The organism is Microlunatus ginsengisoli, from assembly GCF_039537205.1.
Lineage (GTDB): Bacteria > Actinomycetota > Actinomycetes > Propionibacteriales > Propionibacteriaceae > Microlunatus > Microlunatus ginsengisoli.
On record NZ_BAABAB010000010.1, the window covers coordinates 112320 to 126627 of the forward strand.

A 14308-nucleotide genomic window follows, 5' to 3' on the forward strand; every position below is an offset into this window, starting at 1 on the left:
CGATGACGAACCCTGCTGCTGTGGAAGAGCTCCGGTCGATGGAGCGGTTGCCGTTGAGGACGGTGGCTGGTTATGGTGCCGGTGATTTCGCGTTCAATCTGGCGTTCAGCCTGAGTACCTCGTTCTTGTTGTATTACTACACGGATGTGGCGGGCATCTCGGCTGCTGCGGTGGGCACCATGTTCTTGGTGGTCCGGTTGTGGGATGCGTTCGCGGATTTGCTGGCGGGCCGGTTGGTGGATCGGACGATGACTCGGTGGGGCAAGTTCCGGCCGTTCATCATGTTCGGGGCGGTGCCGTTGTTGTTCATGAGTTTCCTGGTGTTCCATGTGCCGACCAGCTTCGACGCGGGGATGAAGCTCCTCTATGCGTATGCGACGTATGCGGTGTTGGGTCTGGTCTACTCGTTGGTGAACATTCCGTACGGTTCGCTGGCGTCGGCGGTGACGCAGTCGGTGCACGAGCGGGCGAAGTTGGTCGCGGCTCGGGCGTTCGGCGCCGGTATCGGGGGTGTGGTGCTGACGTTCGTGGTGGGGCATTTCATCAGTGAGTTGCGGGGGCAGAAGACGCTGATCAAGGGTCCGGAGGATCTGGTCGCCTACCAGGCCGCGGTGCAGGGTGTGTTCACCAAGGTCACGCTGGCGTTCATCGTGGTCGGATCGATCGCGTTCTTCTTCACCGCCTGGGCGTGTCGTGAGCGGGTGGTGCGGACCCAGCCGCGGATCAGCATCGTCGAGACGTTCGGCACGCTGCGGTCGAACAAGCCGTTGGCGTACCTGTGCGGGTCGAGTTTCTTCTATCTGATCGGTGTGTTCGCGGTCGGCGGCACGACCGCGTTCTATGCCCAGTACGTGCTCGGCAACATCGGGTTGGTGGGGATCATCACCTTGGTGAACACCGGGATCTCGCTGGTGATCACGCCATTCATTCCGAAGATCATCGATCTGTTCGGGAAGAAGAACGTGTTCCAGTACTGCGGGCTGTTCACCATCGTGGGCGGGGTGGGCCTGTTCCTCGCTCCGGCGAACCTGTTCTGGCTGGTGCTGGTGACGCTGGCGATCAAGGGGATCGGGGCGAGCCTGATCAACACGGTGATGTTCGGCTTGGAGGCCGACACGGTGGAGTACGGCGAGTGGAAGACCGGCCGGCGGAGCGAGGGTGCGACGTACGCGTTGTTCTCCTTCACCCGCAAGGTCACCCAGTCGATCGGCGGGGCGGTCGGTGCGTGGGCGTTGGCGATCGGTGGCTACATCGCCGCCAGCGCGGCGAACCCGAGCCCGGTCCAGCCCGACAGTGCGATCATCGCGATCAAGGCCACCATCGGGCTGCTACCCGCCGCGGCCGCGCTGATCGCAATGCTGATCTTCATCCGGTACCCGCTGACCGACGCCCGGTTCAAGCAGATCCGCAACGAGACCGAGGCCCGCAAGCTCGCCCTCCTCACCGAACATGACGAGAAGCCGGAGGACTTCATCACCCCGGACCATAAGGCCTGACATGAGTGCACGGACCGCGGCGGCCCGAACCGCGCCCCAGCTCCGCCCCGACAGTGAAAGGACGGCCATGACGGCCACTTGGCTCGACCCCACTCTTCCCGCCCGTCAGCGAGCCACCGACTTGGTGGCCGCGATGACCTTGGAACAGAAGATCGCCCAACTCCACGGGGCGATGGAGACGATCGACATCTACGCTCTCTCGACTCAGGCGGCCGAGAACGGGGAGGACCTCGACCAGCTCGCCGCCCAGATCCGGATCGACCGGCACGTGACCGCCATCGACGAGCTCGGCATCCCACGGTTCCGGGTCACCAACGGGCCCGTCGGCGTGGGCATGGGCGACGGCACCCCCAGCCCGCCGGCCACCTCGCTGCCGATGACCATCGGCCTGGCCGCCGGCTTCGACCCCGAACTGGCCCACGCCTACGGCGACATCATCGGCTCCGAGACCGCAACCCTGGGCCAGCACGTGCTGGAGGGCCCTGGGGTGTGCCTACACCGCACCCCGATCGCCGGCCGCAACTTCGAGTACTTCAGCGAGGACCCCTACCTGTCCGGGGTGATGGGTGTCGAGGTCGCAACGGCCATCCAGTCCCACGACGTGATCGCCATGGCCAAACACTTCGCAGTCAACGACCAGGAGACGGAGAGGTTCCGGGCCGACGTGGAGGTCGACGAGCACGTGCTGCGTGAGCTCTATCTCCTGCCGTTCGAGATGCTGGTCAAGGACGCCGAGATCGCGGCGGTGATGAGCGCCTACAACCGGGTCCGCGGAACCTACGCGACCGAGAACCGCTACCTGCTCACCGACGTGCTGCGTCGGGACTGGGGCTTCGAGGGCTACGTGCAGTCCGATTTCTGGTCCTGCCGGTCCGCGGCCGCGTCGCTGACGGCCGGCATGGACCACGAGATGCCCGACGCCAAGTGGCTCAACGAGACCACGGTCCAGGCCGCGCTGCACGACACCAGCCTGGAGATCGAGACGGTCGACCGTGCGCTGGTCCGCCGCTTCACCCAGATGTTCCGGTTCGGGCAGTTCGAGCGTCCCTACGCCCCCGGCGTGATCGACGCGGCCGACCACGGCGCGATCGCCCGGCGCATCGGCGCCGAGATCGCCGTCCTGCTCAAGAACGACGGCGCCGTGCTGCCGCTGAACCCGGACCTGGCGGATCTGGTGGTGATCGGTCAGTCCGCCTTCGTCGACCAGGCCTGCCTAGGCGGCGGGGGCTCCTCGAAGGTCACCCCGCTCTACACCGTGACCCCGCGACAAGGGCTGGAGGACGTGCTCAGCGACCTCGGCTGCGACGGCACCGTCCGGGTGGTCACCGTGGCCGACGACCTGTCCAACCTGGAGGAGGCGAAGGACGCCGCCCGGCGCGCTTCCGCTGTGGTGGTGATGGCCGGCCTCATCGCCACCGAGGGTGCGGACCAGCCCGACGCGAACATGCTGAACGACCAGAACACGATGATCGAGCAGCTGCTCGGCCTCAACCCGACCACCGTCGTCGTGCTCAAGGACAGCAACCCGGTGCTGATGCCGTGGATCGACCATGCCCCGGCCGTCCTCGAGGTGTGGAACCAGGGCAGCGAAGACGGCCACGTCGTCGCCGATCTGCTGTTCGGGGTCGTCAACCCGTCCGGGAAGGTTCCCACCAGCTACCCGGTCACCGAGGACGACACCTTCTACGCCGGACATGCCGAACGGTATCCCGGCACCGACGAGGGCGACGGATTCCCCGTCATCCGCTACTCCGAAGGCCTGCAGATCGGCTACCGCTGGCATCAGGCGCACAACATCGAGCCGTTGTTCGGGTTCGGTCACGGCCTGTCCTACACCACCTTCGACCTGACCGACGTCGACGTCGACGCGCCCGACGGCGCGCGGGCGCCGATCACCGTCACCTTCACCGTGACCAACACCGGCCCTGTCGCCGGTGCCGAGGTCGTTCAGGTGTACCTCGGGATCCCCGCCGAAGGGCAGCCGCCCAAGCGGCTGGTCGGTTTTCGCAAGATGCATCTCCAGGCGGGTCAGAGCCAGACCGGCACCATCGTCATGGACCCGGCGGCCACCAATCACCCTCTCAGTGTGTGGAGCTACCGCACCGGGAGCTTCACCACCGTGCCCGGCGCCTACACCGTCTACGTCGGCACCTCGGCCGACCACACCCCGCACAGCGCGACCGTCACCGCCTCCTGACCCGAGCATCAACTGTCTGCCCAGATCGGGCAGTGCTGAAAGGACTTTCCGTGACTGAACTGGCCGAAACCGGGCTGGAAGCTACTGGGCGGGCCGATAATCGGCTGGCCGAGATCGGGGTGACGGGGCTTGCGGTGATGGGCCGGAATCTGGCCCGGAACTTCGCCCGGCACGGGCACCGGGTGGCGATCCACAACCGGACGTATGCCAAGACGCAGTCGTTGATCGACGACCACGGCGACGACGGGACGTTCGTCCCGAGCGAGTCGATGGCTGATTTCGTGGCGTCGCTGGAGCGGCCGCGGCGGGTGTTGATCATGGTCAAGGCGGGCGCTGGGACGGACGCGGTGATCGAGGAGCTGATCCCGCTGCTGGAGGAGGGCGACATCGTCATCGACGCCGGCAACGCCCACTTCCCGGACACGATCCGGCGGGAGAACTATCTGAAGGAGAAGGGGCTGCACTTCGTCGGCACCGGGGTTTCCGGCGGTGAGGAGGGTGCGCTGAACGGGCCGTCGATCATGCCGGGCGGGTCGAGGGAGTCGTACGAGTCGTTGGGCCCGCTGTTGGAGAACATCTCCGCGAAGGTCGACGACACCCCGTGCTGTACCTATGTCGGCCCGGACGGTGCCGGGCATTTCGTGAAGATGGTGCACAACGGCATCGAGTACGCCGACATGCAGTTGATCGCGGAGGCGTACGACCTGATCCGGCAGGGCACCGGGAAGTCGGCGGCCGAGATCGCCGACATCTTCCGGTCCTGGAACGAGGGGGATCTGGAGTCGTTCCTGATCGAGATCACCGCGGAGGTGTTGGCGCACGTCGATGCCGAGACCGGTCAGGCGTTGGTCGACGTGATCTTGGACCAGGCCGAGCAGAAGGGCACCGGCCGGTGGACGGTGCAGAACGCGCTGGACCTGGGGGTGCCGATCACCGGGATCGCGGAGGCGACGTTCGCCCGCGCCCTATCCGGCGGGGTCCCGCAGCGGGAGGCCGCCCGCGGGGTGTTGCCGGCGCATACCGCGGACTGGGCGATCGACGACGGCGACGCGTTCGTGGAGGACGTCCGGCAGGCGCTGTACGCGTCGAAGGTGGTGGCGTACTCGCAGGGTTTCGACCAGATCGCCGCCGCGAGTGCGGAGTTCGGTTGGGACATCGACCGGGGTGCGATGGCCCGGATCTGGCGGGGTGGTTGCATCATCCGGGCCCGGTTCCTGAACCGGATCACCGAGGCGTACGAGCGGACTCCGGATCTGGCCCTGTTGATCGCGGATCCGTACTTCACCGAGGCGATCTCGGCGGCGTTGCCGGCCTGGCGGCGGGTGGTGGTGGCGGCGGCCGAGCACGGCATCCCGACGCCGGCGTTCTCCTCGTCGCTGGCCTACTACGACGGGGTCCGGGCCGACCGGCTGCCCGCCGCGCTGATCCAGGGCCAGCGTGACTTCTTCGGCGCCCACACCTACCGCCGGGTCGACAAGCCGGGCACCTTCCACACCGAGTGGAGCCTGGACCGCAGCGAGACCCAGATCAGCGGCGGCGAGGCGCAGACCCTGCCGCCCGAACCGGCCGAGAAGGCCACCGACCGGCCCTCCTGAACGGACGCCGATGGGCCCGCTGGTCGCGCGATGTCCCTTCGCGGGCATCACTGCAGCCCGACCCTCCCTACCGCTACTGGTCATGACCCACTCCGAGCTCGTCCTGCGCCCGGGGTGAGCCGGGTCGTGCACCCGCCGACCTCTTCCGCCTCGAGCACGGCATGGTCGTCGAGCCTTCGGCGTCATCCTGGTCTGGGTCCTAGTCGCCGAGCTCGGGGAAGTACGGGCCCGCGGCTTCCGTACTGCCGGGCCGCACAACGACGCTGCGACGACGCGGGTCGAGCAGAGACGGGTCACGTCCCCGCGTGAGTAGTGCCCTGCCGGGTCGAAGGCGTTCTTCGCGATCGCGATCATGTCCAGATCGATCTCGGCGTAGATCAGACCCTCCTATGTTCGCGTCTGGGCTGAGGGCGTGGGCGATGTTGCGGTACATGCTGAAGCACGGCCAACGGCCACGTGCAGCTGTTCGTGTTGAGCCGTAGAGCGCGAACTTGCTCAACGGCTGGAGGTGCTCCGCGCAGGACAGGGCGCCGAGCCGGCCGAGGTCGGTGTCACGACGAGGTCGCTGCCGTCTCCCTCACCGAACAGGGACCGTTCGACGTGAGTCGGCTCGAGCTTGCGGCGGTGGAAGAGGATGTCGCCGTCTGCGCCGATGGCGGTCTGCGAGATGTACAGGGTTCCCCGATCGCGTTCGCTGAATCCCAGGACCACCGCGATCTCGTGGCTGCGGGCCGCGGCACGGATGGCGAGCATCTCCGGGCCGTCGGTGGCCAGCGAACTGCGGTGATAGCGCGCCACCATCGGCATCTGGTTGGCGACCGCGTCAAGCCAGAGGAAGAACGGGTAGCCGGGGAACCAGACCTCGGGGAAGGCGATCAGCTTGGCGCCGGCGTCGGCGGCCTCGGCGATCAGCTCGAGTGTTTTCTCCAGCGTGCCTGCGGCGTCCAACCAGACCGGTTCTGCCTGCACCGACGCGACACGATACGTAGTCGTCACCATCACCACTCCTTGGGGTTGCAGCGTCCTCGACGGGCGCCGGCAATGCTGCTGTGGTTCATCAGCGCTTCAGGATCACCCGAGCACGGCGGAACCGCGAGCCTTCCTCGCACTCAGCGGAACTACAGTCGGTCTGTCGGGTCAGGAGAGGAGGGGCCATGGGCGAGGTGAACCGTGGACCGAGTGTCCTCACCCGAGCCTTCGCGATCTTGGACGCCTTCGGCACCGTCAGCCCGGAGCTGACCCATGGCGCCATCACCCAGGCGACGGGGCTGGCCCCGGCGACGGTGCACCGCCTGCTCGCCGAGCTCGTCGAGCGGGACGCTGTCGAGCGAATCGGCCGGGGCCGATATCGGATCGGGATGCACCTGTGGCGACTCGGCTCGCTCGCCCCGGCCGGCCGCAACCTGCGAGACACAGCATTGCCCTATCTGCAGGACCTGTTCGAGGTCACCCACGAGGTCGTGCATCTCGCTGTCCTGGACGACGATCGGGTGATGTACCTGGAGAAGCTCGAGGCGCGCCCCGGGGTGTCCGTGGTCTCCGGGGTCGGGCTCCGGCTGCCGCTGCACGCTACCGGCCCGGGCAAGGTGCTGCTGGCCCACACGCCGCCCGACTTTGCCGAACGCATCCTCTCCGGGCCATTGCCGAGACACGCCTCGGGCACGATCACGGACTCCCGTCGGCTCCGCGCGACTCTTGCCGCCATCCGGCAGCAGGGATACGCGATCTCCCGCGATGAGATGACCGAGGGAGCAGCCTCGGTCGCCGCCCCGGTCCGCGACAGCGACCAGGTCGTGGCCAGCATCTCGGTGGTCGTCCCCAGCAAGGCGGGCGACCTGTCGCCGCTCATACCGCCGGTTCGTCTGGCTGCGCTCGGGGTCACCCGAGAGCTGCGCCGGGGCCGAGCGCGTTGATCGCCCGAGGCGATATTCCGTTGAGCGGAAGGCGGGGTTGGCGGGGCGACAGCTGGCGCCCAGACTTCGGAGCACGCCCGTTCGTTCAGGGCGCCGATCACGTCTCAGGGATCTGCATCGGGTCACTGCCACTGCTGCGAAGGAAGTCGATGACCACCGTCCGCGACGCCGCGTTCCGTGCGCTCCGCCAGCTCGGCGGCACCACTCTGTTCGCCAATCCCGGGTCGACAGAGATCGGCCTGTTGACCGATCTGTCGGAGGACTTCGAGTTCGTCCTCGCGCTGCACGAGGGCTCGGTCGTCGGGATGGCCACGGGCTACGCCCTCGCAGCCGGCCACCCGGCGGTCGTGATACTGCACACCACTGCCGGACTGGGCAATGCGGTCGGCGCATTGGCGACCGCCCGGGAAAACGGGGCACCCCTCGTCGTGGTGGTCGGCCAACAAGACCGACGCCATCTGGCCTCCAACCCATTTCTGAGCGGGCATGGTCTCGACCGGCTCGCAGGCGACTACCCGGTATGGACGATGCAACCGACCCTTCCCCGCGACGTGCCTGGCGCGATCGCGCGAGCATGGTGGGAGGCCGACCAGGGACGTGGCCCCGCCCTGGTGATCGTGCCGATGGACGACTGGGACGTGGAGATGGACGACGACCCGATCCGTCTGGTGACGCCACAACTGCTTCGGGCCACCGAGGTCCCCGCCGCCGCGGTCGCCGAGCTCGCCAAGCTGCTGGCCGAGGCTGAGTCTCCGGTCGTCGTCGCCGGGGCCGGCAACAACGACCGTCGCGGATGGGAGGCGTTGAGGACCCTCGTCGAGCGACTCGACTGCCCGGTCTGGCAGGAAGCCTTCGGTGCCCAGGCCGGGTTCGCGCAGGACCACCCCCAGTTCGCCGGCCACCTCCCGGCCGGTCGTGCCGCCCTGCGTACGGCGTTGGCCTCGCACGACTTCGTCCTCGCCGTCGGCGCCCCCGTTTTCCGTCAGTACCCGTATGAGCCGGGGGCGCTGCTGAATCCGGGCGTCGGCGTCGCCGTGGTGACCCGCGAACTCGCGGAAGCGGCCCTCAGTCCCGTCGACTTGGCCATCGTCGCCGAACCCGCCACCGTCTGCCTCGACATCGTCGATCTGCTCCCCGAACGGCCGGCCAGGACCTCCGCGGAGCCGACGCCCGCTGTGGCTCCGCCCGTCGACGTCCGGCCCGCGGGCAGGCTGGACCCAGAGGACGTGTTCACCGCGCTCGCCGCGCGGCTGGACCCTGACACGATCCTCGTCGAGGAGTCTCCCTCCAGCCGCTCACGGCTCCAGAACCTGGTACCGGCGCGTGAACCACTCGGATTCCTGAGCGCGGCCATGGGAGGCCTCGGATTCGGGCTGCCCGCTGCGATCGGTGCACGAATGGCACGGCCCGACCGCCCTGTCGTCGCGGTGCTGGGCGACGGGTCGTCGATCTATGCCATCCAGGCGTTGTGGAGCGCGGCTCAGTACCGCGTCGGCGTGCTGATCGTCGTACTCGCGAACGGACGCTATGCGATCATGGACCAACTCGCCCGGTCCTACGGCAACGAGACGGGGCAGCCCGGACGCGCGCCGTGGCCGGCATTCCCCCAGATCGACCTCGCAGAGGTCGCCGAAGGCTTCGGATGTCCGGCCCGCACAGTGAACACTCCCGGCGAACTCGCCGAGGTGCTCGACGACATCGTGCCGGCACTGCGGTCGGGTCAGGCGCCCATGCTGCTGAACGTGGCCGTGTCATGAAGGTCGCGGTCGTCGGCGCCGGCGCCATGGGCTGCCGCTTCGGTGCCGCGCTCGGCGAGTCCGGTCGCGACGTGACGTTGGTGGACCCGTGGCTCGCGCACGTGCAGGTGATGCAGCGGCAGGGAGGCCTTCTCGTCGACGACGAACAAGGAACCCGGCTGGTGAAGCTGAAGGCGACCACACCCGAGGCCAGCACCGAGCAGCCCGACCTGATCATCGTCTTCGGCAAGGCCATGCAGACCGAGCGCCTGATCACGGCGGTCGCTCACCTGATCGGACCGAGCACGGTCGTCTTGACGCTCCAGAACGGATTGGGCAACGTCGAGACGATCTCGACCGTCGTGCCACGGGAGCGGATCGTGGCGGGTGTCACCACGATCGGCACCGAACTGCTCGGGCCCGGCCACGTGCGATCACTCGGCGACGGAAACACCCAGGTGATGCAGGTCGACGGGGCGAGTGGCGCCAGTAGCACGACCGTGCTCGACGCCTTCGCGGGATCCGCCATCGCAGTCACCGAGTCATCAGACGTAGCGACGACCATCTGGCAGAAGGTCGCGTTCAACGCCGTACTGAACACCTTGTGCACGCTGGCCTCTGTCCCGGTGTCAGCTCTGCGCAGCTACCCCGAATTCCCCAACCTCGCCGACGCCATCATCGAGGAGATCGTCCAGGTCGGAGCCGCGGAAGGTGTCGTCGTCGACAAGGCGGCTGTCTGGGCGACCATCGTCAAAGCCACCGACCCGACGATGAGCGGACACCACCTGCCGTCCATGCTGCAAGACCTCCTGAGCCAGCGGGCGACCGAAATCGACTACCTGAACGGCGCCGTCGTCCGGCGAGGCGCTCGGCACGACATCCCCACCCCGGTGAACACCGTGATCGCCCACCTCGTGCGTCTGGCCGAGGCAACCCGTTCCGAGAGAGTCACCTCATTGCACGGCTGACCTGAACGGTGCAGGTACTGCTGCACAGTCCACCCACACGAAGGAGTGTTTGACATGGGACTGCTCGACCACAACGCCTGGCAGGGCAAGATCTATTCGCGCGGATGGGTCGACGGCGGCGGTGGTGCCTATGATGCCGTCGAGCCGGCGACCGGTCACACGCTCGGCTCGGTCGGCGCAGCCAGCCCTGCCGACGTGCGCAACGCCGCGAGCATCGCGCTCGAAGCGCAGAAGGGCTGGGCGGCCTCCACCTATGACCATCGAGCGGCCGTCCTGCGCCGGGCAGGCCAGCTCTTCCTCGACCACGAGGAGGAGATCAATGGCTGGCTCGTCCGGGAATCGGGTGCGATCCAGCCCTTCGCGCAGTTCCAGACCCGCGGGGTCGCGGCCGAGGAGTGCTGGGAGGCGGCAGCACTCGCCAGCCACCCTTACGGGGAGCTGCTCCGATCCAATCAGCAGCGGTTGTCGATGGCCCGGCGGCTCCCGGTCGGCGTGGTCGGAGTGATCGCGCCCTTCAACGCACCGATCATCCTCGCCGTGCGAGCGATCGCGCCGGCGCTGGCGTTGGGCAACGCCGTGATCTGCAAACCCGACCCGAGGACCGCCATCTGCGGCGGTGCGGTGTTCGCCGAGATCTTCGCTGAGGCAGGCCTGCCCGAGGGACTGCTGCACGTGCTGCCGGGCGGCGCCGACGTCGGCGCGGCCGTCGTCGACGACCCCGACATCAAGGTCATCGCGTTCACGGGATCCACGCGGGCCGGCAAGATCATCGCCGAAGCGGCGGCCCGTCAGCTCAAACGGGTCCATCTCGAACTCGGCGGCAACTCCGCCCTGATCGTGCTGGACGACGTCGACCTCGAGAAGGCCGTTTCGGTGGGGGCATTCGGGTCGTTCAACCACGCAGGGCAGATCTGCATGGCGACCAGTCGGCACCTGGTCGCCGACACCATCGCCGGCGATTACGCGGCGGCACTCGCCGAGCATGCCGACCGGCTCCCCGTCGGCGATCCGACCGGACAGGTCGCGATCGGCCCGATCATCGACACCGCACAACGCGACAGAATTCACACCGTCGTCACCCGAAGCATCGAGGCGGGCGCAACGCTCGCCGCGGGCGGCACCTTCGACGGCCTGTTCTACCGGCCGACCGTCTTGTCCGACGTTCCGATCACCGCGCCCGCCTTCACCGAAGAGATCTTCGGACCCGTCGCTCCGGTCGTCGCCTTCCACGACCTCGACGACGCGGTCCGGCTCGCCAACGGCACCGAGTACGGACTGTCCCTGGGCATCTTGACCCGTGACGTCATGAAGGGTCTGTCGTTGGCCGAACGGATCCCCTCGGGACTGGTCCACATCAACGACCAGACCGTCAACGACGAAGCATTGATCCCCTTCGGCGGCGTCGGGGACTCGGGCACCGGCGCGCGGCACGGAGGGATCGCGGCAAACCTCGATGCCTTCACCGACACCCAATGGGTCACGATGCGGGCTGACCTACCGCAATACCCGTTCTGATGCCGATCCGCGCAACACAGCTACCCGCCGGCCACATCTCGACGACGGACCACGGGAGACTCGCGTGAGCAGCACGGTCCGAACCCGGTGGGCATCGTCGGAGCCGGACCCGCCGGGCTCATGCTGTCCCACCTCCTGACCCGCGCCGGGGTCGACAACATCGTGGTGGAGAAACGCGACCGCGAGACGATCCGGACAACCCACCGCGCCGGGATCCTCGAACACGGCAGCGTCCGCATGCTCGTCGACAACGTCTCCGATCGGGTGTTACGCGAGGGATATCGTCACGACGGTGTCGACCTGCGTTTCGACCGCACCATCACCGCCTCGACTTCCCCGACTTGGTCGACGCTTCAGTCTGGCTCTATCCGCAGAACTAGGTCTTCACCGACCTGGCGGACGCGGGCGACCGGAATGGCGGCGACGTTCGATTCGGAACGACGGCGATGGTCGACCGTCTCACCGCCGATCGCCCCACGATCGTCACGGCCGACGCCGGCGGCGCGACCTCGACCATCGAAGCCGAGGTCCTGATCGGCACGGACGGTTCGGGAGGTATTTGCAAGCGGGCCATCCCGCAAACAGAACGTCGTGACTTCTTCGTGGAGTATCCGTTCGCCTGGTTCGGCATCCTGTGCGAAGCACCACCCAGCGCACCCGAGTTGATCTATGCACACTCCGAACGAGGATTCGCGCTGATCAGCCAGCGTAACGATCACATCCAACGGATGTACTTCCAGTGTGACCCGGACCAGGATCCATCCCGCTGGAGCGACGAGCAGATCTGGGACGAGCTTCAGCGTCGGATCGACGGACCCGACGGCCTCCAACTCCAGCAGGGCCCGATCTTCGACAAGACGGTGCTCCGGTTCCTCAGCTACGTCTGCGAGCCGATGCGGTACGGCAACGTGTTCCTCGCAGGCGACGCGGGGCACACCGTCCCGCCGACCGGGGCCAAGGGCCTGAACCTCGCGCTCGCGGACGTCCGAGTGTTGTCCGAGGCCCTCATCTCCTGGGCTTCGGCCGGATCCCGCGAGCTGCTGGATCGCTACAGCGCCACGGCACTCGAACGGGTGTGGCGGTCGCAGAACTTTTCGTACTGGATGACGTCGTTTCATCGCCGCCCCGATTCGGGTGCGTTCGAGCACAAGCGCCAGCTCGGTGAGCTCGATGCCGTCGTCAGCTCTCGGCACGGCTCGGCGTATCTCGCCGAGGCCTACACCGGTTGGCCCGCGACCACCCGAGAGCCAGGCGACCGCTGACCCCTCTCCGCCGATCGTTGCCCGAAAGCCATCTGGCTGACCCACGCGGATCGGCGGAGTGCGTGAACGTCTTTGCGATACTGGTGTCAGAAGATCCAGTACGCGGCCGCCGCCATCGGCAGCAGGCCCAGCAGCACGGCGGGGTGGTAGGGGCGTCGCCGGTTGACCATGAGAATGGCGCCGGAGGTGATCAGGCCGAGGACACCGGTCATGATCCACAGTCCGACCACATCGGAACGCGCGAGGTCCGTCTGGCCGCCGGTGGCGATGTAGACGGCCAAGACACCGGCGAACAGTCCGACGACGACTCCGACGAACACCGAGATGATCACTCGCTGCACCAGATCGAGGCTCTTGCTCTCCTCCGGATTGCGGCTCGTCATCTCATCGCCCATGCCACTCATTGCGCTCACGGTCACCATCTCTTTGTGTACTAATTGTTAGTCCGATAATAGGGCCGGCGCATCACTGAGTAAAGGCCAGCCTCACGAGATCTCCGTTACATCGAGCGGGATCGGGGGACCCCGGGCCGCCACCAGGCTGTCTGGTCCGTCACTTTGTGTGCGAAAGGTTCGCCCACGCCGTACACTCAAGGCATGACAGCTGGCAGCACGGTCGCCGAGGTGGACGTCTTGGCGCTGGAGAACCAGGTCTGCTTCGCGCTGGCCGTCGCGTCTCGGCGGGTGATCGGGATGTACCGGCCGCTGCTGGAACCGATGGGTCTGACCCACCCGCAATACCTGGTCATGCTCGCCTTGTGGCAAGACTCCCCGCTGAGCGTGCGTCGGCTCGGCGAGCTGTTGTCGTTGGACCCGGCCACGTTGTCGCCGCTGCTCAAGCGGCTCGAGGCCAGCGGTTACATCAACCGGGCGCGCGACCCGAAGGACGAACGCATACTCAACGTGACCCTGACCAGCGCCGGACGGCACCTGCGGCAACAGGCGCTCGCCATCCCGCCGAGCATCGTGGAACGGCTCGGCATGGAGATCACCGAGTTGCAGCACCTCCATGCGAACCTGACCGACCTGATCCGTCACACCCAGCACCTGGACGCCGACGCGACTCGCTGATGCGCGATGCGGGTCCGGACTCCGGCCGGTGCCAGCCGGCAGGCGCCCCTAGCTGGGCCGGTGCGGGTCCGGGCGGAGCCATCGCTCGCCAATCGTGTCACGAGCCAGTCGGGCAAGCATGGCGCGGAGGGTCGCGAGATCGTCGGCCGACCAATCCGCAAGGCTCACCTCGAGACTGGCCTGCGCCTGGGTCATGATCCGTTCGCCGATCGCGCGGCCGGCCGGAGTGAGCACCAGCAGGGTGCTGCGCTCGTCATCGGTGGCCGGCACGCGCTCGGCCAAACCGGCGGTCTGCAGCCGATTGGCGATCTTGCTCAAGTTCGCCTTTCCCGTGCCGAGTGCGAGTGCGAGGTCGGTGGGACGCATCGCCCCGCGATAGCTGAGCTGGTTCACGGCCAGGAACATGGGCATATCGTCGACCGGGAAGGCGACCTTCTCCATCAGCCGGAGCCGGAGCTGGTGGCTGTCGGCCCAGTGCACGATCGCAGCCAACGAGACCCGGAGATCCAGCGGGTCCGGATCGAGCACGGGGGAGAGATCGACGCCCATCCGCTGA

At 67.4% G+C, this 14308-nt stretch carries 12 protein-coding genes and 1 pseudogene; 10 read left to right on the forward strand and 3 right to left on the reverse strand.

Features of this window, described 5'->3' with window-relative positions; all coding sequences use genetic code 11:
• Positions 1–2: 2 nt before the first annotated feature.
• From ABD747_RS07730 to gndA, 3 genes are all read left to right on the forward strand, one after another.
• Positions 3–1496, forward strand: a complete 1494-nt coding sequence (locus ABD747_RS07730) for a glycoside-pentoside-hexuronide (GPH):cation symporter (protein WP_344803070.1) — start codon at positions 3–5, stop codon at positions 1494–1496.
• Positions 1497–1563: 67 nt separating this feature from the next.
• Positions 1564–3693, forward strand: coding sequence for a beta-glucosidase family protein (locus ABD747_RS07735; protein WP_344803072.1), 2130 nt, complete (start codon positions 1564–1566; stop codon positions 3691–3693).
• Between the two features lie 50 nt (positions 3694–3743).
• A complete protein-coding gene (gndA, locus tag ABD747_RS07740; protein WP_344803074.1) occupies positions 3744–5288 on the forward strand; it encodes an NADP-dependent phosphogluconate dehydrogenase in 1545 nt (514 codons plus the stop codon).
• A gap of 495 nt (positions 5289–5783) precedes the next feature.
• Here the strand turns inward: gndA and ABD747_RS07745 are convergent, their stop codons facing one another.
• Positions 5784–6287 carry a nitrilase-related carbon-nitrogen hydrolase gene (locus ABD747_RS07745; protein ID WP_344803077.1) on the reverse strand — a complete coding sequence of 168 codons (504 nt, stop codon included), beginning with the start codon at positions 6285–6287 and terminating at the stop codon, positions 5784–5786.
• A 155-nt stretch (positions 6288–6442) separates the two neighbouring features.
• On the opposite strand from ABD747_RS07745, the gene ABD747_RS07750 reads away from it, so the two are divergent.
• The 6 genes and pseudogenes from ABD747_RS07750 (at position 6443) to ABD747_RS07775 (ending at position 12682) form a co-directional block, all read left to right on the forward strand.
• Positions 6443–7201 (forward strand): IclR family transcriptional regulator, encoded by a 759-nt coding sequence (locus ABD747_RS07750; protein WP_344803079.1) that lies wholly within the window; start codon positions 6443–6445, stop codon positions 7199–7201.
• A 149-nt stretch (positions 7202–7350) separates the two neighbouring features.
• Complete coding sequence (locus ABD747_RS07755; protein WP_344803081.1) at positions 7351–8958, forward strand: thiamine pyrophosphate-dependent enzyme; 1608 nt, start codon at positions 7351–7353, stop codon at positions 8956–8958.
• Positions 8955–9905 (forward strand): ketopantoate reductase family protein, encoded by a 951-nt coding sequence (locus ABD747_RS07760; RefSeq protein WP_344803083.1) that lies wholly within the window; start codon positions 8955–8957, stop codon positions 9903–9905. Before ABD747_RS07755 ends, ABD747_RS07760 begins: the two co-directional genes overlap by 4 nt.
• Positions 9906–9959: 54 nt before the next feature.
• Positions 9960–11420: an aldehyde dehydrogenase family protein gene (locus ABD747_RS07765; protein ID WP_344803085.1), complete on the forward strand. Its 1461-nt coding sequence runs from the start codon at positions 9960–9962 to the stop codon at positions 11418–11420.
• A gap of 120 nt (positions 11421–11540) precedes the next feature.
• Positions 11541–11693: pseudogene (locus tag ABD747_RS07770) on the forward strand (FAD-dependent monooxygenase); the annotation flags it as partial.
• A 119-nt stretch (positions 11694–11812) separates the two neighbouring features.
• Entirely contained in the window at positions 11813–12682 is an 870-nt protein-coding gene (locus ABD747_RS07775) for an FAD-dependent monooxygenase (RefSeq protein ID WP_344803580.1), read from the forward strand.
• A gap of 86 nt (positions 12683–12768) precedes the next feature.
• Here the strand turns inward: ABD747_RS07775 and ABD747_RS07780 are convergent, their stop codons facing one another.
• Positions 12769–13095: a hypothetical protein gene (locus ABD747_RS07780; protein ID WP_344803087.1), complete on the reverse strand. Its 327-nt coding sequence runs from the start codon at positions 13093–13095 to the stop codon at positions 12769–12771.
• A 183-nt stretch (positions 13096–13278) separates the two neighbouring features.
• Here ABD747_RS07780 and ABD747_RS07785 point away from each other — a divergent pair, with 183 nt between their 5' ends.
• Positions 13279–13752: a MarR family winged helix-turn-helix transcriptional regulator gene (locus ABD747_RS07785; RefSeq protein WP_344803089.1), complete on the forward strand. Its 474-nt coding sequence runs from the start codon at positions 13279–13281 to the stop codon at positions 13750–13752.
• 48 nt (positions 13753–13800) lie between these two features.
• On the opposite strand, the gene ABD747_RS07790 is transcribed toward ABD747_RS07785, so the two are convergent.
• Positions 13801–14301 carry a MarR family winged helix-turn-helix transcriptional regulator gene (locus tag ABD747_RS07790; protein ID WP_344803090.1) on the reverse strand — a complete coding sequence of 167 codons (501 nt, stop codon included), beginning with the start codon at positions 14299–14301 and terminating at the stop codon, positions 13801–13803.
• Positions 14302–14308 lie beyond the last annotated feature (7 nt).

Excerpts from the sequence above, each read along its gene's own strand:
- ABD747_RS07730 (WP_344803070.1), top strand. The coding sequence starts at position 3 with ATGACGAACCCTGCTGCTGTGGAAGAGCTCCGGTCGATGGAGCGGTTG.
- ABD747_RS07735 (WP_344803072.1), top strand. The coding sequence starts at position 1,564 with ATGACGGCCACTTGGCTCGACCCCACTCTTCCCGCCCGTCAGCGAGCC.
- ABD747_RS07745 (WP_344803077.1), bottom strand. The coding sequence starts at position 6,287 with ATGGTGACGACTACGTATCGTGTCGCGTCGGTGCAGGCAGAACCGGTC.
- ABD747_RS07750 (WP_344803079.1), top strand. The coding sequence starts at position 6,443 with ATGGGCGAGGTGAACCGTGGACCGAGTGTCCTCACCCGAGCCTTCGCG.
- ABD747_RS07755 (WP_344803081.1), top strand. The coding sequence starts at position 7,351 with ATGACCACCGTCCGCGACGCCGCGTTCCGTGCGCTCCGCCAGCTCGGC.
- ABD747_RS07760 (WP_344803083.1), top strand. The coding sequence starts at position 8,955 with ATGAAGGTCGCGGTCGTCGGCGCCGGCGCCATGGGCTGCCGCTTCGGT.
- ABD747_RS07765 (WP_344803085.1), top strand. The coding sequence starts at position 9,960 with ATGGGACTGCTCGACCACAACGCCTGGCAGGGCAAGATCTATTCGCGC.
- ABD747_RS07785 (WP_344803089.1), top strand. The coding sequence starts at position 13,279 with ATGACAGCTGGCAGCACGGTCGCCGAGGTGGACGTCTTGGCGCTGGAG.
- ABD747_RS07790 (WP_344803090.1), bottom strand. The coding sequence starts at position 14,301 with ATGGGCGTCGATCTCTCCCCCGTGCTCGATCCGGACCCGCTGGATCTC.